A 1,119-nucleotide genomic window follows, 5' to 3' on the forward strand; every position below is an offset into this window, starting at 1 on the left:
GTGTTCGCCTCGGTGCCGCGCAAGGACCAGCGGGCCAAGGGCGACTGCTATCTGCGGGGACTGATGATGGACGGTCGCCGCAAGTCCATCCAGGCCATGGCCTCGCGGCTGCCGGACGGCAACGAGCAGAACCTGCAGCAGTTCGTGAACCAGTCCAGGTGGGATCCGGTGCCGGTGCGGCGGAGGATCGCCGAGCGGCTGGTGCCGCAGATCGGCCCGGACGCCTGGGCGGTCGATGACGTGTCGTTCCCCAAGGACGGCAGGATGTCGGTCGGGGTTGCTCCCCAGTACTGCGGTGCGCTGGGCAAGCAGGCCAACTGCCAGGTCGCGGTCAGTGTGCACGCGGTCTCCGACACGGCCTCGTGCCCGCTGAACTGGCGGCTGTTCCTGCCACCGGAGTGGGCGGATGACGCCGTCCGGCGAAGGCGGACTGGCGTCCCACAGGACGTCGGACACCGGGAGAAGTGGCGTCTGGCACTGGACTCCCTGGACGAACTGGCCTCCTGGCAGCTGGTGCCGCCGCTCGTGGTGGCGGACGCCGGCTACGGCCAGAACGCCGACTTCCGCGCCGGCCTGGCCGAGCGGGAGATCCGTTATGTGGTCGGCATCCGCGGCGATCTGACCGTCCAGCCGCATGACGCGGTGCCCGCCGCCCCCGCCTGGTCCGGCACCGGCCGCCGGCCGGTTCCCCGCTACCGACAGCCACCAGTGCCGGTGGCGGAACTGGCAGCGGCCGCAGGACGGGAGGCCTTCGCGGAGGTGACCTGGCGGGAAGGCTCCCGCTCCCTGATGACCTCCCGGTTCCTTGCGGTGCAGGTCCGGCCGGCCGGGGTGCGCTCGCGCCGGCTGGCCAAGGCAGCCGCGGTGGCCGAGCACGGCCAGTGGGACGGCGTCCTGCCCGAGGTGTGGTTGCTGGCCGAATGGCCCGACGGCGAGGACAAGCCGACCCGGTTCTGGCTGTCCGACCTGCCCGACGACACCCCGATCCCGGACCTGGTCCGCCTGGCGAAGATCCGCTGGCGCATCGAGCACGATTACCGCGAACTCAAGCACGGCCTGGGCCTGGACCACTTCGAAGGCCGCTCCTGGAACGGCTGGCACCACCACGCCACCCTCGTC

1 protein-coding gene is annotated in these 1,119 nt (G+C 71.5%); it reads left to right on the top strand.

Going from position 1 to position 1,119, the window contains the following annotated elements; translation table 11 throughout:
* Positions 1 to 1,119 (top strand): IS701 family transposase (locus tag ABT186_RS47825; RefSeq protein ID WP_351930729.1); only part of this gene is annotated, 1,119 nt, incomplete at both ends.

Origin of the sequence: Streptomyces sp. NPDC001634 (assembly GCF_040298185.1) — a bacterium.
Classification (GTDB): Bacteria; Actinomycetota; Actinomycetes; order Streptomycetales; family Streptomycetaceae; genus Streptomyces.